The sequence below is a fragment of the uncultured Thiothrix sp. genome (assembly GCF_937876535.1).
GTDB lineage: Bacteria > Pseudomonadota > Gammaproteobacteria > Thiotrichales > Thiotrichaceae > Thiolinea.
Window position 1 is genome coordinate 191,813 of record NZ_CALFHZ010000006.1, and the last position, 20,824, is coordinate 212,636.

A 20,824-nucleotide genomic window follows, 5' to 3' on the forward strand; every position below is an offset into this window, starting at 1 on the left:
TTAGTAATTTAACCTTAACGTAAAGGTAAGTTGCCATGAGTTCAGTAGATCCCAAAGCAAGTTCAGCCGTCAGTTACCCTGAACTCCCCATACCTGCAGGCGGAGAAATCGTTGAGGTTGCTGCGGGCGTTTACTGGGTACGTATGCCGCTGCCCTTTGCGCTTGATCATATCAATCTATGGCTCTTAAAAGATGGCGACAGTTGGGTACAGGTTGATACGGGCTTAGTTGAATCCAGCGTGATCGAATATTGGCGCACCATCTTTGAGTCTTATTTAGGTGGTGCTCCAGTGACTCGCTTGATTGTCACTCATCTGCATCCTGATCATGTGGGCTTGGCTGGTTGGTTGACTCATGAATGGGGTGCAACTTTGCATATGTCCCGCACGGAATACCTCCTCTGCCGTACTTTACTTTCAGATACCCACAAAGAAGTCCCCGAAGCGGCGATTAATTTCTATCGACATGCTGGCTTTGATGAGGAAGCAATTGGGATTTATCGTGCCCATTTCGGTGGTTATGGCAGCTTTGTAGGTGCTTTGCCAGATGCTTATCAACGTTTAGTGAATGGCGATAAACTCAAGATTGATGGCGTCGATTGGGAGGTCATTATCGGTCAAGGTCATAGTCCTGAGCATGTTTGCTTATATTGTGCTGAGAAAAAAGTTTTCATCGCAGGCGATCAACTACTACCTACGATTTCTTCTAATGTGAGTGTCTGGCCAATTGAACCGAATGCTAATCCACTTAAAGATTGGATTGAGTCCTGCCATCTGCTGCGAGCACGTTTGCCTGCAGATATCTTAGTGCTCCCAGCACATGGTAAACCTTTCTATGGTGCACATCCACGCCTAGATAGTTTAATTGCCGAGCATGAACAGGCGCTCAATGATTTATATGAAGTATGTGCTGAGCCTAAGCGGGTGGTCGATGTGTTTCCCGTTTTATTTAAAAATCCAGTAACTAAGCGTACTTTGATTTTTGCCACGGGTGAGGCGCGGGCGCATTTGAATTATTTGGTACAGGCTGGGCGGTTGCAGATGGATTTGGATGAGAAAGGCGTGGGGTATTATCGGCAGGTTTCATAAACCAACTACCAGGCCTTCCTAAAAGAACAGCACACAACTTTACCTTAGCTTTTTCTCCAAGCGGCAGTACGCGCTCTAAAGAGTTTTTGCTAGAATATATCTATATGTGACTAAAAATTTAGAGCATTTATGCCTGCGCGCGATATTTATCACTTAGCAGTACGTCATTCCCTAGAGAAAGAGGGATGGACAGTAACCGATGATCCCTACACTTTACGTGCTGGTGGCTTCCTGATGTATATCGATTTGGGGTGGAGCGTCTCATCGTCGCTGAAAATGGTGTTGAAAAAATAGCCATTGAAGTAAAATGCTTTAATCAAAATTCAGATATAAGTGAGTTTCACTCTGCCTTAGGTCAGTATATTAATTACAGTATTGCTTTAGCCGAACAAGAGCCAGATAGAATTTTGTATTTAGCAGTTCCCTATAACACGTATGAAACCTTTTTCTCACAACGTTTTATAGAGGCAGTTATTGAACGTAATAATGTGAAGTTAATTGTTTTTAAACCTGATGATGAGGTCATTGTTAAATGGAAAAATTAACTCTTTATCGTCAAGCCATTAAGGAATTAATTAGTAACTACGCGTCACTGTCTCCCTCGCGTGGCGAGGTAGAAACCCAGGTGATTTTTGATGATGAACATGGGCATTATCAATTAATGTTTGTAGGTTGGGAGCGTGGTTTGCGAGTATATGGATCAGTGATTCATATTGATTTAATCGGTAGTAAGGTTTGGTTGCAATATAATGGAACTGAATTGGATTTGGCTCAGGAATTAATGGATAAAAGCATTGCCCGCGAAGATATAGTAATCGGATTTCAACCAGCTAATCTGAGAAAGTATACTAATTTTGCAGTTGTTTAAACTGTTAAATTAGGACATGGCAAGTACTGCTATAAGATTGGTTTTTTGAAAATTAAGATTAGAAAAAACTATCATATTTATAGGTTTTTTCATTGCTCTGGATTTAGCATAAGTTCTATTATTTAAGTTAAGTGCTTAAAGCTAAGTATTTGAATAGCAACCAATAGACCTTCTGCGAAAGTCAATTTTTAAGCAAATTATTAGATCAAAAATAGATCAAATTTAATCAAAACTCTATGTACAGAAGGGGCTGATAGAAAAGTTAAAATTGATCAATTTTTGAATTTCGCAGGAGATCTGTAGTTGGCGTTAGTTAGCCGCGATAATAATATTTTTAACTTGGAGAGGATTAATTGGTTTATAACTAACAGCAATGTCGATTTCTTGCAGTTGTTCAAGTAAAGCCGGAGAGGTATTGCCAGTTAATAATAACGCAGGTATTGGATGCTGGCTCAGTAGTCGAAGTTGTTGAATTATATCAATACCTGTTTTCGTAGAACCTAATTGATAGTCACTAATAATAAAATCAAAGCTGGCATGCTCGTTCATCAAAGTTTGAGGTTCTGGGTTTGCAGTTATAACAACTTCATACCCCCAGAGTTGTAACAATAAGTTAAGCGCTTCTAAAACCTGCTCATCATCCTCAATCACTAAAATTTTTCCTTTCATTTTAGCGCATGCTGCATTTGAAGCTGCTGGGTTCTTGGTAGCGTTTAAATTAATAACTGAGTTAGCTACCAGAGGTACGTCAAGTTTAAAAATACAGCCTTGATCTTCTTGTGACCACAGACTCAAGTTATGCCCTAATAATTGAGATAAACGCTTAACAATAGATAGTCCTAAGCCCACACCTTGACTGCGTTGGCGCGCTGGATTATGAAGTTGATAAAATTCCTTAAAGATAGCTTCTTGTTCAGCACGAGGTATACCAATGCCATTATCTCTAACTTGAATACAAATATTATTTTGATGCCGCTTAACCCCAAGCAGGATGCGGCCTGTTTTGCCCATATGTTTAATCGCATTATGAACTAAATTTTGAATAATCCGCTCGATTAATAAGGGATCAGACTCTACCCAGTAGTGATTACTTTTATAATAAAACTCAATGCCAGCTTCTGCGGCTAGTGGCTCATATTGTTGATGAATACGGCGAAATAAAGCATTCAGGGGAAATACCTGCTTGTGCACGCTTTGCTGACCTTCATCTAATTGTGCAATATCTAACATGCCATTTAATAAGCTTTTTAACGCAGATAAAGACGTTTCCATCCCTGCAATAAAGGGCTGAGTTTCCAGAGCTTGGTTTGGGGTGTCTTTTAAAGCTTGATGGAAAAACTGCAAGGCTTGTAAAGGTTGGCGTAAGTCGTGGCTAGCCGCTGCTAGAAATCGCGTTTTATCTTGGCTAATGCGTTCAACACGCTGTTTTTCTTCTTCGAGTTGCTGGGCAAGACGTTTTTTATCTTCGCGTTGTTCCAAAGTTTCTAATAAAAAGCGATGCAGGTTTAGCGCAAAAGCTGCGCAGGCCAGCATGTAGACACATAAACTCAAGCCAAACCAATTATGAAAAATGCCAGCATGAATAAAGCTACTGATTAAGGGTGGAAGCAGTGAGCATAAAGTAAAAGATAGGAGTGAGGGTAGGTGAAATAAAGTTGCTAATACCCCCCCAGTAAAGACACCCCCCAAAGTAATAGTGAAAATCACGGCAGCTTTTATCTGATACGCATTGGTATCACTAATAAAAAAGACCCAGCCTGCTCCCCAGATCAGACCATAAAATGAACAGACGATTGTCGAACAGTAGGGCCAAAGCTTTAAAGTTATAGGTGTAGCTTGTTGTTTATGTTTATAAATAAAAGCTAACCAAATAGTGCCGACTACTAATTGAGCAACTAACCATAGTCCTAAGTAATCGCCATGTACTAAATCATCAGGAAAGATAAAGTACATGACACAAGCAATGGCCATTACGCCACTAGCACCAATGGCGGTGCTAATACTTTCTAAACGGATACGTTCACTGAGTACATCTTCTGCCTTTAATTGGGTTTGTGGGAACAAGACCCCGCTCATTAAGCAATGAAACCCCGTAAACGCGCTAACTGAATTGCATGGGTACGATTATCAGCATGCAAGGTTCTTAAAATCGCATTGAAGTGTTGTTTAATGGTTCCTTCAGTAAGGTTCAGGTTAAGGGCTATTTTTTTATTGGGTTGCCCCAATGCTGCAAGCGAAAGAATTTCAATTTGCCGTGCAGTCAGGTCTTCTTTTTTGCGGTATTGCTTATAAGCACTGCCGAGTAAGTGTTTTGGAATATAAATATTACCTTTCAAAAGTAAATCAATGGCTTTCACAGTACAATCCACCGGTGAGCTTTTAGGAATAAAGCCAGCAGCGCCTGCTTCGATAGCTTCGCTGACTTGTTGTTGAGATTCGTGAGCCGAGATAATTGCAATACGCAAATTAGGATTGATAGCTAAAAATTCTTGCAGGTGAGCCAAACTATCAACACCCGGTAAAGTACGATCAAGTAGCATCAACAGAATACTAGGGTTGCAACGTAGCTGTTGCTTAGCAGGTTCTATGTGCTCAGCATGATAAAGTTTTAAGTTAGGGTGGGCTTTGCGTAAGATACTTTCTAAACCCTCTACAAAAATTGGATGATCATCGGTAATTAGAATTTGGTTCATAATTGTGCTCCCTTCATGATGCGCTTGGGGCATCGTCCAACAAGTTGTTCAATAGGTCGGCATTTAATTCGAGAAATTTAAGGTTGTTCCAAAAGAAAATCGGGTCATCGCCCATATCCTGTTTACCAAGGCGATGGAAGAGATGGTTTCTTGGGAATAAAACAGTTTCTAATTCATGAAACATCTCTCGTACTTCACGTTTGGTTTTTACGCCTAGGATATATTTTTCTGGTTGAGGTGGATTAATGGTTTCTAAATGGAAGTCATTCTCACACAACAAGATGAAGTCATGATTAGCCTCATCTAGCCAAGTAGTAACAATAATTTCTTGAGAAGACTTGATTTTGTAAGACCCAGGTGTGTCGTGAAACTGAGTAACTAAGATGTATTCACTGAGCTGTTCGATTTGTCCAAACACAATTTTAATCTTGCGTGGAATCATGGGGTTAATTGGTATTGGGCTTTCTAAGGTATACGCAATTTTGAATAAGCTGTTCGGCTTAGAGGGGATGAGTTTAAAGCTAAAATAGCAATTTTTCTGTTGGCTAGCATCATGCCTAAATTTACGCCAATAACCTTGCTTGGGAATTATGTTGAAAAAGTCATTCTCATTAAAAAAATGTCGCATGACTTTGTATTTATCGGCAATGGTCTTGACGATCAAGGTATACCAAAAGCCCATTGTTTTATTTACCGCTTTATCATCCTGAAGGTATTGTGCTAGCTGCTGATTGTGTGTGTTTTCAGTACTATCCTTACTAAGTAGGTGATACATCCGCGTTTTTAGATGTCTGACGTAACCATCAATCTGTGGATGGGGAACACTAATAAGATCAAGCTTTTCTTGAAAAATATGCTCATAGCCAATTCCTAGGATAGCCATTAACTCTTCAAGTTTGGCTGGATCAACGCGAATCGGCTTGTCTTTTTTTAAAGAAAGAATTTCACGAATATAACGATCACTAACACCTAATTGCTCAGCAATTTGCTTTTGTGTAAGACCAAGATGCTGAATACGACTACGCAATCGAGCCGCCTCATGAGTACTAATACGTAACTTCATGATAAGTCCAGGTAATTAGGGGATGTCGGGGTAAGCCAAATCAATGCCTATAGAAAATTCTAGACGAGCTCTGCGTTTTATTAAAGCAAGTTTGAGTTAAAAAGGAACTAAACTGCTAAAATACTCTAGTTAGTTCCTATTTAATTAGTTTTGGAAAAGAACCACAGCGTTTGTTAAGCAACTAGGAATTTTTATTAAGAACACTTAGAGCCTTAGGGTAATAAAAGACGCGTATTGAGGCTTTTATTATAATTAATAAGGACTTAAAGGACTTCTTAACTAGATCAATTTTAGATCTTAGAATGATAGAGTCCACTGCTTTGGAGGCTCTACTCTATGCTATAGTCAATACATGCGTGCTCTAGTAATCGTAAGTTTATTACCTTGTCTAATGGCTGCAAGTCAATTGCAGGATTCGCAGCCAGCAGCAACTACAGATGTTGCTGCCATCCAGCATTTGTTACCAAAAAAATTCAGTATTCTTAACCTCGCGTCTGGCGAGTTAAACAGTGATGGAAAACTCGATTATGTCGTGGTGGTAGAGCGTTTAGCTTCAGAGACTAAACCGGCCACGCGTCGTTTGTTGATTATGCTAAGCGATCCAGATGCGGATGGTGGATTGAAAATAGCTCAGCAATACTGGCGCTTTATTCCACTCCCTACTCCTGAAGGTGAAGAACCCTTAGCTTATTTAGCGATTAACAAGGGCTTGATTGAGGTTCAATTCAAACCGCCAAATGCAGGGCGTTCCTATGTGACTTATACCTTTAAGCCTGAGGGACACCGTTTTGTGTTAAGTAGCTTCCAGCGTTACAAGGTGAAACCTGCGACTGGCATGTTTAATGAAACGGTAATTAATCTGGATCAAGGTGAGCGTGAAGTCACTTCAGGGAGTATGTCGAGTCCGCGGCATATGAAAAAAGTTGAGAAGTTTAAAGCGAGTCAGACTTGGACACCTTGCCGAATTGATGATCCACTCAGTTTTGAGCCTTAAACCGCTGCACAGTTTTTGCAAAATATCTTCGTGAAGTTTCCGCAAGCTATCGATAGGGTCTGCACACTCGCTCGGTAGTCTTTACTCCTAAAACTACTTGACTCCAACCGAAAACCTGGAAACGTGAGGATGAGAAAAATAACAGTTTTGGTGTTACTGTCCGTTTTCATGGTGGGATTTATGATCCCTGAAACTTCAAGGGTTCCAGTGAGTGGAGCAACAGCCGCTGACTGGAACCCTCAATCCTTCTGGTATTATCCCTGGGGTCGTTCTGGTACGCACAAAGGCATTGATATTTTTGCGCCGAAAGGTACACCGGCACTGGCTGCCACCGATGGTTTGGTACTCAGCACCGGATTTGATAGTTTAGGTGGTAATTATGTTTTAGTGCTGGGAGCGAAATGGCGTGTTCATTATTACGCACATCTGCAGTCTATCGACACAAGTAGCGGACATTGGTTAAAGGCAGGTAGCGTATTAGGTAAAGTGGGAGATTCGGGGAATGCCCAAGGCAAACCACCGCATTTACACTACCAGATTCAGACACCTTTTCCGCAATTGGCGCAATATCAACACAATCAGCCCCAAGCTTGGAAGAAGTTGTTTTATATTAATCCTAACCAGTTTCTAACTCAGCGCAAGGCCTCTTGAATCCTATGAGCAAGCAAATTTTAGTCGTGGATGATGATCTACATATTCGTGAAGTGATTAGCTTTGCCCTCGAAAAAGCAGGTATGACTGTACGCCAAGCGAGTGATGGACGCGAAGCGGTACACAGTTTTCGTGAGCAAGCCGCTGATTTATTAGTGCTCGATATTAATATGCCAGAGATGGATGGTTTAGAAGTTTGTCGTGAATTGCGCAAAACTTCCAATGTACCTATTCTATTTTTATCCTCGCGCGATGATGAGATTGATCGGATTTTAGGTTTGGAGATTGGTGGCGACGATTATGTTACCAAGCCGTTTAGTCCACGTGAGTTGGTAGCTCGCATCAATGCCATTTTGAAACGTTTGCAGCCCACTACCGCAGCACCTATAGTACAATCCGACGATTTAATTCGGGGCAAACTAAGTATTAGCCCACAGCAGCATTTAGCCGCTTGGGATCAGCAAACCGTCCATCTGACAGCGACTGAGTTTGGGATTTTAATGCTGCTCGCACGTCATCCGAATCGAGTGTTTAACCGCGATCACATTATGCAGCAAGCCTATGATAATAATGTGTATGTCAGTGATCGCACGATTGATAGTCATATTCGGCATATTCGCCAAAAATTTGTCGATGTGGGTTGTGCAAATATTATTGATACCGTGCATGGAGTCGGTTACAAACTCGCACCATGCTAGTCAACGCACGTCTACCTCTGCCTAAAAAACTGCGCTTTAGTCTGCGTAGTATTCTGCTGATTATGATGCTGACCTTGTTGCTCCTCCCGCTAGCGACCTTGTATTTCTTCCGCATCTATGAAAATGAATTAGTTCGCCAGACCGAGCTAGAACTGATTGCACAAGGTGCTACTTTAGCCGCAAGTTATCGGCAAATCATGCGTCTGACCAATCCGAAAAGTGTGGATTATGGCTATGTCTTGGGCTATTCACCCTTGATTCCAGGTCAGCGCCGCTCCTATATGCGTGATGAGACGCTTGACCCTTATTACACACCTATTACCCCTGAATTAGACTTAGTAAAGCCGGTTTATGCACCACGCCCTGAAGCGATTGTGACCCCACAAGTGGCGGATGATTATGCGCGTAAAGCGGGAGCCTTACTCACGCCAGTTATTATGAATACCCAACAAGTGATGTTGGCAGGGGTGCGGATTTTGGACATGCGTGGCATTGTGGTTGCAGGCAAGGAAGAAATGGGGATGTCCTTAGCGCATGTGCCAGAAGTGTCTCAAGCGCTTAAAGGCTATTATTCCAGCATGATTCGCCAGCGCATTTCCGATGAGCCTCCCCCCCCTTTGTATTCTTTAAGTCGTGGCACACATATTCGTGTATTTGCGGCTTTTCCGATTATTGAAGGGAATCGTTTACAGGGAGTGGTTTATCTCTCGCGTACTCCGAAAAATATCCTCAAGCATCTGTATTTAGTCCAAGACAAGCTGTATCTGGCGGCGGGAATTTTGCTCAGTGTTGCGGTGCTCTTAGTGCTATTTCTGTCTTCAACTCTTTCGCGGCCAATCCGTGATTTAATCCGCCAAACTCAGCAAGTAGCAGAAGGTGAATTGCCCTATGTGCAACCATTGAAAAGCCCTGTGACCTATGAGTTGGCACAACTTTCGGAAAGTTTTGCGAGGATGTCGCAAGCGCTAGCAGAGCGCTCAGATTATATTCGCCGCTTTGCTTCGCATGTCTCACATGAGTTCAAAACGCCACTGACTTCGATGCAAGGGGCTTTGGAGTTATTAAACGAGCATATCGATTCCATGCCACCTGAGCGTCGTCAACGCTTTTTGGATAATTTACTCAGTGATACACAGCGCTTAAAAAATTTAGTCAATCGCTTACTTGAGTTAGCCCGTGCGGATGCTTTAGAGCCGAGTAAGCAAAGTAGTCAGTTGCCTGAGTTGATTCGCTCTATGCAGAATCGTTATCACGAACGTGGTTTGGATATTGAGGCAGAAGCTTTGCCTAATGTGCCGTTGGCTATCGCGCCAGATGCCTTGGAAGCTGTGTTAGGTAATCTGTTTGATAATAGTCTGCATCATGGTGCTTCAGCAGTCCGCTTAAAGGCGCATTCAGGGGCTAATAACACGAGCTTAATTCTTGCGGTACACGATAACGGGCAAGGCATCTCAGCAGCGAATCGTGAACGTATTTTTACACCTTTTTTTACCACTCGGCGTAATGAGGGCGGCACCGGCTTAGGCTTGGAAATTGTTGCCTCACTCCTTAAAGCTTATAACGCGAGCATTCATCTTGGCACAGCGGACACCGGTGCAGAATTTATACTGGAATTCGCCTTAGCGGCTTAAGTCCGGTAGGGTGTGCGCCGTTTTCTTGAATAAGCCTATAATCGTTTTTATAGAATGTTTTAAGCTAAACATTTCATTTTTATTTGTTTGCAACTGTCTTTATACTGCACTGCATCAGAAGTTGCTTAGATTTAAGCACTAAAAATTCAGTTACTCATTTTAAGGAGAAAGTCATGTTACCGAATAGTGAAGGCAAAAAAGTTCCTAATGTCACCTTTCACACGCGCAAAGACAATGCGTGGGTTGATGTCACCACTGATGAATTGTTCAAAGGCAAAACCGTGGTAGTGTTCTCTTTACCCGGCGCATTCACACCCACTTGCTCTTCTACTCATGTGCCACGTTATAACCAATTGGCTGATGCCCTGAAAGCGAATGGTGTGGATGAGATTATCTGTATGTCGGTGAACGACACCTTCGTGATGAACGAGTGGAAAGCGGCACAAGAAGCCGACAAAATCACCTTCATTCCTGATGGTAATGGTGAATTCACTCAGGGCATGGGGTTGCTAGTTGACAAAGACAACTTAGGTTTTGGCAAGCGTTCATGGCGTTATTCAATGCTGGTAAAAGATGGCGTTGTAGCCAAGATGTTCATTGAGCCAGAAAAAGATGGCGACCCCTTTGAAGTGTCTGACGCTGACACCATGCTGAATTACGTTGCTCCTAAGGCGAACAAGCCTTTAGATGTGACGGTATTCACTCGTTTAGGTTGCCCATTCTGCGCGAAAGCAAAAGCCCTGCTGAAAGAAAAAGGCATTGCGTTTGATGAGCTGATTTTGAACAAAGACTATCGTAATGTGACTTTGCGTGCGGTAGCAGGTCAAGATTCAGTTCCTCAAGTTTTCATCAATGGTGAACACATTGGTGGTTCTGACAAGTTAGAAGCTTGGTTCGCGACCAAAGCTTAATTCAATTTGCGCTAGCCCGTTGTTCTAGCGGCACGGGCTAGCCGCACTATCCACCAATTCAATCGAGAGAGTTTTATGAATCAGCATTATGATGTGATTGCTATTGGCGCAGGCAGCGGTGGTTTGTCGGTGGTCGAGAAAGCCGCGGCTTATGGCAAAAAAGCTGCCGTCATTGAGGTCAATGACGATCTAGGCGGCACTTGTGTGAATCGCGGTTGTGTGCCCAAAAAGGTGATGTGGTATGCCGCAGAACTAGCTCACGCGCAACATCATATGCTGGATTATGGTTTCGATATTAAAACCGGCAGCGTCGACTGGACGAAGTTGGTTATGAAACGTGAAAATATGATCGGTGGTATTAATGACTGGTATCGCGATGACTTTTTAGCCAAAGCGGGTATTGATCTCATTCACGGCCAAGCGCGTTTTCTGGATGCACATACACTTGAAGTGAATGGTGAGCGCTACACTGCCGACCATATTGTGATTGCGACCGGAAGCCGCCCGTTAGACATTAAAAATATCCCCGGCGCAGAATTAGGTATTACTTCGGATGGTTTCTTTGCCTTAGAAGAGCAACCAAAGAAAGTAGCTGTGGTGGGTGGCGGTTATATTGCCTTGGAATTAGCCGGTGTTTTAAATGCCTTAGGCACAGAAACCCATGTGCTGCATCAAGGTTTTCCCGTGTTAATTGGCTTCGATGAAATGATTCAGCGCGGCTTGCGTAAGCAAATGGAAGCCGATGGATTAATTTTCCATGATAATGACAAAATCACCAGCGTTGAAAAACAAGCGAATGGCCAGTTAACCGTACACTATCAAACCGGTGAAACCTTAAAAGATTTAGATCAATTACTTTGGGCAATTGGCCGTGTTCCGAATACGGATGATCTTGATTTAGACACAATCGGTTTGAAACCTGCAAAAAATGGTTTAATTGACGTCAATGAATATCAGGAAACCTCGGTCAAAGGTGTTTATGCCATTGGCGATATTATTAATATGCGGGGTGTGCAATTAACGCCCGTTGCCATTGCCGCAGGTCGGCGCTTATCAGATCGTTTATTTGGCGGCATGAAAGACCGCAAAGTGGATTACAACTTAATCCCTACTGTGATGTTCACTCACCCACCGATTGGCACGATTGGCTTATCCGAAGAAGCCGCCCGCGAGCAATACGGCGCTGAAGTCAAAGTTTATCAAACCGACTTCAATTCCATGTATTACTCGTTTGTGAAGCACAAAGTAAAAACTTATATGAAGCTGATTGTGGTCGGCAAAGATGAGAAAATCGTTGGCTGTCACGCAATGGGCAAAGGCGTGGATGAAATGATGCAAGGCTTTGCAGTGGCGCTAAAAATGGGCGCTACGAAGAAAGACTTTGATGACACGATTGCGATTCATCCGGTTAGTGCGGAAGAAATGGTGACGATGAAATAGTAGTTGTGGGTGGTTGGGTACTTCTAAAAAGGCTGTAAGCTAACTGCTAGTTTTAAAACTAAGAGGGGTAAATAAGACTTGCCCCTAAAAAGTGGTAGCAAATTTATTTAGAGAGGCTTGGTAAATTGTTTCCAGAGAATATAAGCCTAGCGCCAAGCCCTATCATCACAAGGCCAGTAAATCTTTCTTGCCATATCATGACTCTAGCATGACGTGCCATCCATTGGCCTAAGGCTCCAGAGGCTACGGCTACTGAGCCTAATGAAAATATACCGGTCAGTTTTTGTAGGATGCCTAAAAGTAGTAATTGCGACCATACTGGCCCCTGCGTAGGATCAACAAATTGCGGCAAGAAGGCGAACATAAATAATAAGGATTTGGGGTTAGTTAGATTATTTACTGCACCATCTTTGATGGCTTGCCAGTCAGAAATTCCTTTTTTCTGGTTCATGCGTGTGCTAGCAGATTGGCTGCCTCTTAATAGCTTTATGCCAAGCCATATTAAGTACAGAGCACCTGCCCAGCGTAGTAAATCCAAGGCTAGGGGATAAGCATGTACGAGACTTGCCAAGCCTAGGACTAGCATAGATACCTGAATCACGCCTGACACAAAGATCATGCCAATCACCGTAAAAAGCGCGGTTCTACGTCCCTGACCAATCCCACGCGCCATCACCATCATCATATCTGGCCCCGGAGATAACTCCAGTAGACAAAGAGCCAAAAGAAATGTCAGCAAGGTTTCGATGGTTGGCATGATTTTTCACAACGCGAATTGAAAGTGCTAAATGCTACCCCTTCTCAAGATACCTAGCAAAACCTCATACATTAATTAGCAATCTAATTGAATTGAGTCAGGACTAAAAAATCTATTACCTGCAGATGGTCAGGTAAGCCAGCTTGAGTGTGCAAGTAGATGCTAGATTGACAATAAAATACTAAGTTATTTTTAGAGGCTCACTACCTTTTATCTACTTGAGATGCTTAGACAGTTTAGGAACTAAACAAGTGATTCTTGCGATAGATGTGCATTATCTAAATGATCAGGCTTTTGGGTCTGCGCTCAGCTTTACTCAATGGAATACTGAGCAGCCTGAGGATATTTACCATACTCAGCTAGCAGGGATCGCCGACTATGAACCAGGGCAATTTTATAAAAGGGAGCTACCTTGTATTTTGCAGCTTTTAGAGGAACATAAGCTCCTACCTGAAATCATTATTATTGACGGTTATGTCATGCTTGGAGAGAGTAGAGCTGGTTTAGGTAGTTATCTGTATAAGGCACTTAAGCAGCAAGTTAAAATTATAGGTGTGGCAAAAAGAGCTTTTATCGGAATTAGCGAGGATTCGAAAATCTTACGTGGTGCTAGCCAAAATCCCTTATTTATCAGTAGTCTTGGTCTTGAGTTAGATGAGGCGAAAAGCGCTATTTTAAAAATGCATGGAGTGCATCGCTTACCAACCTTGTTAAAATTAGTCGATAGCCTGTGCCGAGAGCAAGCCAAACAATCCGCCGAAGCTGCTAGTGATCTCAGTGGTGTAAGCAATTGAACTATTAATCTAAACACAAGTTTGAACAGCCGTAAAACATTACCTTTCCATTACCAACCGCTTACTTTTCCGTAACTGGACGCCCGTCTAAAAACACCTAAAATTGCCGCCATGACCTGCTGAACAGCAGATCGGTTTCTAAGAATGGGAGCCAATCATGAAGTACAGTTATGTTTTACCAATCAGTTTAAGTCTTTTATTAGCAGCACCTTTATGGGCAGTAGAACATCATGCCCCACCAGCACCTGCTCAACATCAACCAGTCACACCAAATTTAGAACCACAAGCTGAACCTGTCGAGCAGTCGCAGTCGGTTCAGATTACGGCTTTAGCTGATGGCAAAGTGCATGTTGATTTTAGCTATCAAGATCAAGTCAATCAGCAGCAAAAATTTAGCTTTGAAGGCACGCATGCTGAGGTTCAACAACAGATTCAGCAGTTAAAAACCTTACCAGAGCCGCATAAGCAAACTTTGCTACAGGCTTTAAATGAAAAACCAGATGCTGTTTTCACTTCGCAGTTTGGGGCATTGGATCCTTTCAATGACCCCTTTTTTAAGAATGATCCGTGGATGCAGCAAATGATGCAGCAGTTTTTCCAAGGCACGCCAGCATTACAAATGCAGCCTCCCACTGGACAAGCAACTCCAAGGCATCAACACAGAATTCCTCCGCAATCAACACAAAAGCAAAATCCTGAAACCAAATCCACATCACCCACGAAGGTTTGGTTGTAAGGATAAAACCAGCTACACCAGAGTCTTAGGCTCTGGTGTTTTTAAATACTAAAACTTATTCACTTTTCAAGACTACATCCCGATCTCGGCAGCTTAGACTAGTATAGTTACCTGCTGGAAGTTCTGCCTTGAGACCTAAATACTTCAACTGCGCGGACATATCCACTTTGCTTTCTACTGAGCAGGCATTGCGTTTCGCAAAATCGTTCAGCGCAGTATCATCGCCTTTTACTCGTACCGTAATACCTGCACCTTCACTCACACAGCAACCAATATACTGGGTCATATACTCTTCTTCGATCATAAAAAGCGCATGCCCCATAAAGCTTGCTGGCTTTTTCACTAAGTAATAGTCGGTGTAGTCAACTCGTACATTCGGTTTCTTATTCACGATACCTGCGCGCATATAAGCTTGAATGGCTTTACCTGAGTTGCCAACCCGCTCTGCTTTAGCCGAGTCATAGCGCAAAGCATCTGCGAGCATCGTTTCAAGTTTATTGGCTGATATGGGTGCTTCAGCCTGTGCCATTGAGGTCAGTAGCACTAAAGTACAACTGAGAAAGAGATGAATAGGTTTAAACATGAGCAGTCCTCGCGAGTTATACTTGATTTATTCGAGCACTAGCTTAAATAAATGTTCAATCTCGCTTAAGAAAATCTGTACTTTCGGTACACGCACTCGACTCGGGGAATAGCAAGCATACAGATATTGACCAAAATTTAGATGCGGCGTGTAGTCACTCAGTACTTCTTGCAATAGACCTTGCTTGAGCGCATCACCACACAGATAGCGTGGCAGAATCGCAATCCCTTCACCGGCAAGAGTGGCGGTGAAAATACTGCTTAAGTCATTAAATTGAATGCGATTCTGAATGGGAATATGGAATTCATAGCCTGCGGCATCGGTTAAATGCCAACGATAATTATCCAGCAACAAATAACTAAAGCAGCGATGCTCACTTAAGTCTGGAGGGGTTTGGGGAATTCCATAGCGTTGAAAATACTCGGGGGTTGCGCATATGGCACGTTTGAGTGCACCTAAACGTTTAACAATCACATCTTCAGGGGGCTGGCGAGTAATACGTAAGGCAATATCGAGATTATGTTCCACCAAATCTAGGACTTGATCGGTCAAAATCAATTCACCTTGCAAGCGTGGATAGCGTGCAGTGAATTGGGGTAGCAGCGGGGTTAGATATTTACGGCCTAGAGTGACTGTTGCGCTAATTCGCAAAATGCCTTGCGGCTCGGTTGCGCCCAAATTCTGCATCGCCACTTCGGTATTGCGCACTGCAACTAAGGTTTGGCGTGCTTGTTGATAAAAGACTTCGCCCGCAGGTGTGAGCTGTAATTTCCGATGAGCGCGCTCAAACAGTTTAGTGCCGAAGCTGCGCTCTAAGTCACCGATTTGTTTACTAATTTGCGCACGGGTGCAATTTAGACGTAAAGCGGCTGCACTCATACTGCCAGTTTCGACGGTTTTTACCAGACTATCCCAACTACTAAGCCATTGCATGTCAATGATCCGTTGACTGAGTGACGCTGATTATGGGCTATGTTCTTTGTACTTGTCTCTCTAAAATAACTCCACTTTAAAGCACACCGCAGGATTTGCCATGTTTCAGGCTTTACGCAGACCCGATGTACTGCTCACTACTTTAGCAGCTGCTGGGATTTTGATGGTTACGATGGGGACGCGCCAATCATTAGGACTGTTTGTTGAACCGCTGACCAGCAGCACGGGTTTGGCAATTACCACGATTAGCTTAGCTTTAGCGATTGGTCAATTTACTTGGGGCGCGATTCAGCCAGTGGCAGGAGCGCTCTCTGATCGTTATGGCCCACAAGCGATTTTGGTGTTTGCGTTAATTCTATTAGCGATTGGCGTCGGCATTACGCCCTTCATGAGTTCCGGTTTTGGCTTAATTATCTCCTTAGGCTTATTAATGTCGATTGGCTCGGGTGCGGGAAGTTTCTCAGTATTAATTGGGGCAGCAGCACAACGTTTGCCGGTAGAAGCACGCGCAGAAGCTTCAGGGGTAATAAATGCAGGTGGCTCTTTCGGTCAATTCGTCTTCGCCCCGATTATGCAAAAGTGCATTCAAGTCTTTGGTTGGATGGGCGCGATGTGGACAATGATGGTGCTGACCTTAGCGGCTTTGCCCTTAATCGCACGTTTAATGGGGAAAGAGAAATTTGTTCCTGCACCGAAAACTAATGATGGCGGTGTCTGGCAAGCGATCAAAGTAGCAATGAAAGACCCAAGCTATTTACTGCTGCATTTAGGCTTTTTCACCTGCGGTTTCCATATTGCTTTTTTGGTGACGCATTTGCCTGGTGAAGTTAATTTATGTGGTTTGCCCCCGACCGTCGCTAGTTGGTCATTAGCAATTATTGGCCTTTCAAATATCTTTGGTAGTCTTTATGCCGGTTATTGTGTCTCTCGTTATCGCAGTAAATATGTCTTAGCTGCTATGTATGGCTCGCGCGCTTTATTAGTGGCTTGGTATTTAATGATGCCCCGTACCGAATGGACGTTTTATATTTTTGCGATTGGTTTAGGCTTTACTTGGTTGGCAACTGTGCCACCAACCGCAGCGATTGTGAGTAAATTATTCGGTGTGCGTTATCTTGCGACCTTATTTGGCTTAACTGTATTCACGCATCAAATTGGTGGCTTCCTTGGTGCTTATTTAGGCGGCTGGGCGATTACCCGCTTCGGTGATTTCACTTGGATGTGGTATGCCGATATTGCCCTAGCTGCGATGGCTGCGATTGCTAATTTACCGATTCGCGAGCAGAGAGTCATGCGTCCGGTAGTAGCTGCTGCTTGATCTGCTTAGCCTTGGGGCGCTGCGTGTAAAGCAACATCAAACCCGCGCTTGCTACTAACAAGCCTCCAACAAGTGCGTGCTTACTGGGGAGTTCATGCCAAAGCAAAAAGCTCAATAACATTCCCCAAAGCAGTTGGGTGTATTGCATACTACTGACGGCTGTAGCTGAACCACGATGGAAAGCGGAAACCACCAAGGCCATCGCTAGGGCATAGCAAAGACCGCCACCCAAACTAAGCGTCAGTGCAATCAAACTCATAGGTTGGTAATGGAAGAGAGTATAAATGCCTGTCACTAACACAACTAAACTGAGGCTATACACGGCAAAGCTTTGTGGTGTTTCTTGCTCTCGATAGCGAGCAATTAATAAAAAGCTAGTAGCTTCAATAATTGCACAACCCAAAGCAGTCAACAGAGCCAGTTTCAAACTTCCAAAGCTTGGATTCAGGGTGATATAGACACCTATAAAACCCAAGACAGTTAGTAACAGTGTTTGCAGCCTGACCTGCTCTTGGCGAAGTAAGAAAGCAAACAAGGCTGTAAATAAAGGCATGGTTAAAATCAAAGTATAGGCTTCAGCGAGTGGTAGCTGTCCGTAACTATAAAAGGCTAATAAGTCTGCAATTAATACAAGCACAGCCCGCAAGATATGAATACGAGGATGTTGTGTTTTCAATAGATTAAAGTTGGGATACGTCCAAATTAATAAACCAAGCAAACCAAACAGGCAGTTAAAAAAAGTAACTTGCAGCAGGCCATAGCTTTGCAACAACCACTTAATACTCAAATCCATCAGTGTAAAACTAAAGAAACCTAACAGGGCTAAACCTACAGCAGGCATGGTTTATCACTCACTAAAATTGATAGCCTTAGTGTGCAAGCTCTCTTAAAATAAATAAAACGAATCTTTTTCATTTTAAAAACAAAGAAATTTTATTTTATGGCGATTCCTGCTCATTTGATTGCGCATCTACCTTATTTTGCAGCAGTAGCGAAATATCAAAGTTTTACGCTGGCAGCAGAGAGCTTGTTCGTTTCCCAAGCGGCAGTGAGTTATCAAATTCGTCAATTGGAGATGAAGCTGGATGTGCTCTTGGTAGTACGTCATTCAGGGAGTCGGGTGTATCTGACTCATGCTGGTTTGCAGTTAGCGGCTGAATATCAAACCTGTGAAGTACGCTTGGAGCATGTGCTACAAAGCCTGCAACCGCAAACTTTAACGGGCACTTTGCGACTAACCGCGCCAGTCGATTTTGCCAGCAAAGTGCTGCCCTATGTGCTTAGAGAGTTACAAACTCAAGCGCCTCATTTAAAAATTGACTTAGATGTGAGCGATGCAGTCGTTGATCTAATTGCTGATGGCTTCGATTTTGCGATTCGTACCGTGACTTATGCGGAGCGTTTGCAGCATGAACTGTTTGCACAAGCGCATAAATCAGTGGTCGCTAGCCCCACTTATTTAGCTCAATATTCTGCACCACAAAACTTGAGCGATTTAAAATCCCATCAAATATTAGTACGCGGACTAGGGCAATATTTTAGCTGGAATCAGTTATTAGCTAGTGAAGGCCTGAGCCTCACGACTGACTATCGTACGCTCGTCTTAGGCAATACCTTTGCTTTAGAAGAGGGGGCTAAGGCGGGTTTAGGTTTAGCGCTGTTAGTCGATTTTGCGATACAGGAATCTTTGCAAACAGGGCAATTAGTTCGGGTATTGCCTCAATTCATCGAAGCTTTAACTACTTCTTTATATTTAAGCTACCTGCCAAGTCCGCAAGCTGAAGTGTTTAAACAGGTTCTTCAGCAAGCGATTGATACAGTGATTAAGCAACGCTTTCGGAATGCTTTTAATGTTTAAGTAAGAGCGCCGGTTGTGCGCATATTAGCAATCTGCTCAGGGCTGTAGCCCAGCTCCGCTAGGAGCAGATTGGTATCGCCGCCCACTGCAGTAGGAGCAATCGGTGCTTTTGCAGGCGTGCGGCTAAAACGTGGAGCTGGTGCAGATTGTAAGACATTCTCCACTCGCACAAAACTTCCCCGCGCCGCATTATGTGGATGTGCTTCAACCTGATTAAAATCTAGAACTGGGGCTACACAAGCATCGCTACCTTCAAAAATCGCTAGCCATTCGGCTTGAGTTTTTTTCCGGAAGATGTCTGCATATTGCTGTGAGCGTTCTGGCCAATTGTCTTTTTGATATTGGCTGTCGTAGTGCTCAGCCGGAAGATCTGCGTGGGCGAGCAGTTCTTTAAAGAAATGTGGCTCTAAAGGCGCGACTGAAATGTATTTATTATCCGCTGTCGTATAACAACGATAGAAAGGTGCACCCCCATCAAGGAAGTTAGATTCGCGTTCAGTTGTCCACCATTGACGGGCAAACCAGGTATGCAATAAACCCATCATCGCAGGTACACCATCCACCATCGCCGCGTCAATCACCTGGCCTTGGCCTGAGGTATTGCGCTCGTATAAAGCGGCTAAGATACCCAGCAGTAAAAACATCGTGCCACCACCATAATCAGCGGCTAAATTCAAAGGTGGAACGGGTGGCTGCTCGGCTGCTCCAATTGGATGCAGTGCACCCGTAATGGCTAAGTAATTTAGATCATGTCCAGCGGTTTGGGCTAAAGGCCCCGTTTGCCCCCAACCCGTCATACGCCCGTAGATAAGTTTAGGATTGGCACTTAACGATTCATTAGGGCCTAAACCCAGTTTTTCCATGACTCCGGGACGGAAACCTTCAATTAAAACATCGGCTTGGGCAATCAATTGCTGGGCAGCTTTTAAACCTTCGGGACTTTTTAAATTGAGGGCAATCGAACGTTTATGCCGACGATTAATATCAGTCGGGTCAGCGGGCGTTGAGGCACGATCAATTACAATGACCTCTGCACCTAAATCAGCCAAGAGTTGCCCGGCTAAGGGGCAGGGGCCAATACCAGCCATTTCAATCACTTTGAGCTGATGCAGTGCTGCGGTCATAAACTTCGCCTTTGATAAAGAATTAGGAAGACTAAAGTTTAGCGCATTTGCTGTGCAGAAGTCCTATTGCGAGCCTCTGAGGACTGGCGTATAAGAGCCAGCATAGCGTGGAACTTAAGCTCAGGGTTTGAGTCTATCAAGTAGCAGTTTTACGCCGATTGGGGCTTAAATTTAGATTTAGAAAGTATATTGTTCAGGAAACCGATTTATTATGAAATTAACAAAAACAAACTTAGCCCTTGCGGCCATTTTCTTTTGCCTAAGCTCTGCGAGCGTGTTCGCTGCAGGTACAACAAGCCAAGCAGCCGCTACTGAAGTAGCGCCAGAAGTCTTAGAAACAGCTAATGTCACTGATGAGGCAGCGGATGCGGTCGATACCACTAATCCAGAAATGGATTTAGCTGAACTCCAAGCAGAGATTCGGATTGCGTGCGAAGAGTTCGCAACCGATGAAAAAGTTGCTGAAGAAAAAGTGCCTGAATTTGTTGATGCTTGTGTCGCTGAAAATATGCCTGCAGAAGAAACCGATTCGATTGAAACAGTCGATAGTGGCGTGCCAGCGCTTGAAGAGGCTGAGCCAGAAGCAACAACTGCGGCAGCTCAACCGATTGTCACTGGGCAAGCTACTACTCAAGAGTGACGCTAGGCTAAAACTTGGTTATAGTCTAAGCGGGGAGAGCCATC

General features: G+C 43.5%; 21 protein-coding genes and 1 pseudogene. 14 read left to right on the forward strand and 8 right to left on the reverse strand.

Translation table 11 applies throughout. The features are described from left to right. Positions 1–35: 35 nt before the first annotated feature. The 3 genes and pseudogenes from Q0230_RS03295 (at position 36) to Q0230_RS03305 (ending at position 1,956) form a co-directional block, all read left to right on the forward strand. On the forward strand, positions 36–1,088 hold the full coding sequence (locus Q0230_RS03295) for an MBL fold metallo-hydrolase (protein ID WP_298608129.1): 1,053 nt from the start codon (positions 36–38) through the stop codon (positions 1,086–1,088). 129 nt (positions 1,089–1,217) lie between these two features. Continuing rightward, positions 1,218–1,633, forward strand: a pseudogene (locus tag Q0230_RS03300) (XisH family protein). Beyond that, positions 1,621–1,956, forward strand: a complete 336-nt coding sequence (locus Q0230_RS03305) for a XisI protein (RefSeq protein ID WP_298608131.1) — start codon at positions 1,621–1,623, stop codon at positions 1,954–1,956. Before Q0230_RS03300 ends, Q0230_RS03305 begins: the two are co-directional and overlap by 13 nt. Positions 1,957–2,265: 309 nt before the next feature. Here the strand turns inward: Q0230_RS03305 and Q0230_RS03310 are convergent, their stop codons facing one another. From Q0230_RS03310 to Q0230_RS03320, 3 genes are read right to left on the reverse strand one after another with little or no spacing between them, the layout of a single operon-like run. Continuing rightward, the gene (locus Q0230_RS03310) at positions 2,266–4,020 is read right to left on the reverse strand and encodes an ATP-binding protein (RefSeq protein ID WP_298608133.1); all 1,755 of its coding nucleotides are present in this window, start codon (positions 4,018–4,020) and stop codon (positions 2,266–2,268) included. An 11-nt stretch (positions 4,021–4,031) separates the two neighbouring features. Then, positions 4,032–4,649 (reverse strand): response regulator transcription factor, encoded by a 618-nt coding sequence (locus Q0230_RS03315; protein WP_298608135.1) that lies wholly within the window; start codon positions 4,647–4,649, stop codon positions 4,032–4,034. Positions 4,650–4,662: 13 nt separating this feature from the next. Beyond that, positions 4,663–5,712 (reverse strand): helix-turn-helix transcriptional regulator, encoded by a 1,050-nt coding sequence (locus Q0230_RS03320; protein WP_298608137.1) that lies wholly within the window; start codon positions 5,710–5,712, stop codon positions 4,663–4,665. Positions 5,713–6,064: 352 nt separating this feature from the next. Between Q0230_RS03320 and Q0230_RS03325 the strand changes: the two genes are divergently transcribed. From Q0230_RS03325 to gorA, 6 genes are all read left to right on the forward strand, one after another. Further along, positions 6,065–6,706, forward strand: a complete 642-nt coding sequence (locus Q0230_RS03325) for a hypothetical protein (protein WP_298608139.1) — start codon at positions 6,065–6,067, stop codon at positions 6,704–6,706. Between the two features lie 129 nt (positions 6,707–6,835). Then, entirely contained in the window at positions 6,836–7,357 is a 522-nt protein-coding gene (locus Q0230_RS03330) for a M23 family metallopeptidase (RefSeq protein WP_298608140.1), read from the forward strand. A 5-nt stretch (positions 7,358–7,362) separates the two neighbouring features. Beyond that, positions 7,363–8,055 carry a response regulator transcription factor gene (locus Q0230_RS03335; protein WP_298608143.1) on the forward strand — a complete coding sequence of 231 codons (693 nt, stop codon included), beginning with the start codon at positions 7,363–7,365 and terminating at the stop codon, positions 8,053–8,055. Further along, positions 8,049–9,686 carry a HAMP domain-containing sensor histidine kinase gene (locus Q0230_RS03340; RefSeq protein WP_298608144.1) on the forward strand — a complete coding sequence of 546 codons (1,638 nt, stop codon included), beginning with the start codon at positions 8,049–8,051 and terminating at the stop codon, positions 9,684–9,686. The genes Q0230_RS03335 and Q0230_RS03340 overlap by 7 nt, the downstream gene beginning before the upstream one ends. A gap of 173 nt (positions 9,687–9,859) precedes the next feature. Continuing rightward, positions 9,860–10,597 carry a glutathione peroxidase gene (locus Q0230_RS03345; protein WP_298608146.1) on the forward strand — a complete coding sequence of 246 codons (738 nt, stop codon included), beginning with the start codon at positions 9,860–9,862 and terminating at the stop codon, positions 10,595–10,597. A 75-nt stretch (positions 10,598–10,672) separates the two neighbouring features. Further along, entirely contained in the window at positions 10,673–12,037 is a 1,365-nt protein-coding gene (gene gorA, locus Q0230_RS03350) for a glutathione-disulfide reductase (RefSeq protein WP_298608149.1), read from the forward strand. Positions 12,038–12,140: 103 nt separating this feature from the next. Here the strand turns inward: gorA and Q0230_RS03355 are convergent, their stop codons facing one another. After that, a complete protein-coding gene (locus tag Q0230_RS03355) occupies positions 12,141–12,794 on the reverse strand; it encodes a LysE family translocator (protein WP_298608151.1) in 654 nt (217 codons plus the stop codon). A gap of 251 nt (positions 12,795–13,045) precedes the next feature. On the opposite strand from Q0230_RS03355, the gene Q0230_RS03360 reads away from it, so the two are divergent. Together Q0230_RS03360 and Q0230_RS03365 are read left to right on the forward strand one after the other, a co-directional pair. Continuing rightward, positions 13,046–13,588, forward strand: coding sequence for an endonuclease V (locus Q0230_RS03360; RefSeq protein ID WP_298608154.1), 543 nt, complete (start codon positions 13,046–13,048; stop codon positions 13,586–13,588). Positions 13,589–13,745: 157 nt separating this feature from the next. After that, positions 13,746–14,324: a hypothetical protein gene (locus Q0230_RS03365; RefSeq protein ID WP_298608156.1), complete on the forward strand. Its 579-nt coding sequence runs from the start codon at positions 13,746–13,748 to the stop codon at positions 14,322–14,324. Positions 14,325–14,379: 55 nt separating this feature from the next. On the opposite strand, the gene Q0230_RS03370 is transcribed toward Q0230_RS03365, so the two are convergent. Both Q0230_RS03370 and Q0230_RS03375 read right to left on the reverse strand, forming a co-directional pair. Beyond that, positions 14,380–14,907, reverse strand: coding sequence for a hypothetical protein (locus tag Q0230_RS03370; RefSeq protein ID WP_298608158.1), 528 nt, complete (start codon positions 14,905–14,907; stop codon positions 14,380–14,382). 27 nt (positions 14,908–14,934) lie between these two features. Continuing rightward, on the reverse strand, positions 14,935–15,840 hold the full coding sequence (locus Q0230_RS03375; RefSeq protein ID WP_298608160.1) for a LysR family transcriptional regulator: 906 nt from the start codon (positions 15,838–15,840) through the stop codon (positions 14,935–14,937). A 100-nt stretch (positions 15,841–15,940) separates the two neighbouring features. Here Q0230_RS03375 and Q0230_RS03380 point away from each other — a divergent pair, with 100 nt between their 5' ends. Further along, positions 15,941–17,158, forward strand: a complete 1,218-nt coding sequence (locus Q0230_RS03380) for an MFS transporter (protein ID WP_298608162.1) — start codon at positions 15,941–15,943, stop codon at positions 17,156–17,158. Here Q0230_RS03380 and Q0230_RS03385 read toward each other — a convergent pair. Continuing rightward, positions 17,130–17,999: a DMT family transporter gene (locus tag Q0230_RS03385; protein WP_298608164.1), complete on the reverse strand. Its 870-nt coding sequence runs from the start codon at positions 17,997–17,999 to the stop codon at positions 17,130–17,132. The genes Q0230_RS03380 and Q0230_RS03385 overlap by 29 nt on opposite strands. A gap of 99 nt (positions 18,000–18,098) precedes the next feature. On the opposite strand from Q0230_RS03385, the gene Q0230_RS03390 reads away from it, so the two are divergent. After that, entirely contained in the window at positions 18,099–19,016 is a 918-nt protein-coding gene (locus Q0230_RS03390) for a LysR family transcriptional regulator (RefSeq protein WP_298608166.1), read from the forward strand. Here Q0230_RS03390 and Q0230_RS03395 read toward each other — a convergent pair. After that, the gene (locus Q0230_RS03395) at positions 19,013–20,140 is read right to left on the reverse strand and encodes a CaiB/BaiF CoA-transferase family protein (protein WP_298608168.1); all 1,128 of its coding nucleotides are present in this window, start codon (positions 20,138–20,140) and stop codon (positions 19,013–19,015) included. The genes Q0230_RS03390 and Q0230_RS03395 overlap by 4 nt on opposite strands. Positions 20,141–20,351: 211 nt before the next feature. Here Q0230_RS03395 and Q0230_RS03400 point away from each other — a divergent pair, with 211 nt between their 5' ends. Next, positions 20,352–20,780 (forward strand): hypothetical protein, encoded by a 429-nt coding sequence (locus Q0230_RS03400; RefSeq protein ID WP_298608170.1) that lies wholly within the window; start codon positions 20,352–20,354, stop codon positions 20,778–20,780. Positions 20,781–20,824: the final 44 nt, after the last annotated feature.